1 protein-coding gene is annotated in these 420 nt (G+C 70.2%); it reads right to left on the bottom strand.

From position 1 onward, the window contains the following. Positions 1-420, bottom strand: a 420-nt coding sequence (locus tag AC1DYG_RS20085; RefSeq protein ID WP_477641601.1) for a TetR/AcrR family transcriptional regulator, incomplete at both ends; no start/stop codon positions are given.

Below are 420 nucleotides of genomic sequence, written 5' to 3'. Positions count from 1 at the left end.
GTCCGGTCGGCGGCACGCCCCCGAGGGACAGCTGCAGCCACCACCGGTGCCGCATCAGCGCCTCGTACTCGGAGGTGGCCCACTGCGCCAACGCATCCCGCCACGGCGTGCCCGGCTCGATGTGCGGCGCGGGCCCCACCACCCGGTCGGTGATCAGCTCGATCAGCTCGTCCTTGCTCTTGACGTACCGGTACAGCGACATGGTCGTGAAGCCCAGCTCCTTGGCCAGGCGGGCCATCGACAGCGACGCGGCACCCTCCGCATCCGCGACTTCGATTGCGGTGTCGAGGATCTTCTCGAGACTCAGCCCGCGTCGCGGCCCCCGACTGCCCGGTTCGGTGAGCCCCCAGGCGAGCCTGACGGCTCGGGGCAGATCGCCTGTCCCCGTGGTGTCCGCACCACTCGTGTCCATGTCCGTAC

This window comes from Pedococcus sp. P1_H8, from assembly GCF_056405175.1.
This window is presented reverse-complemented; position numbering and strand designations above follow the sequence as displayed.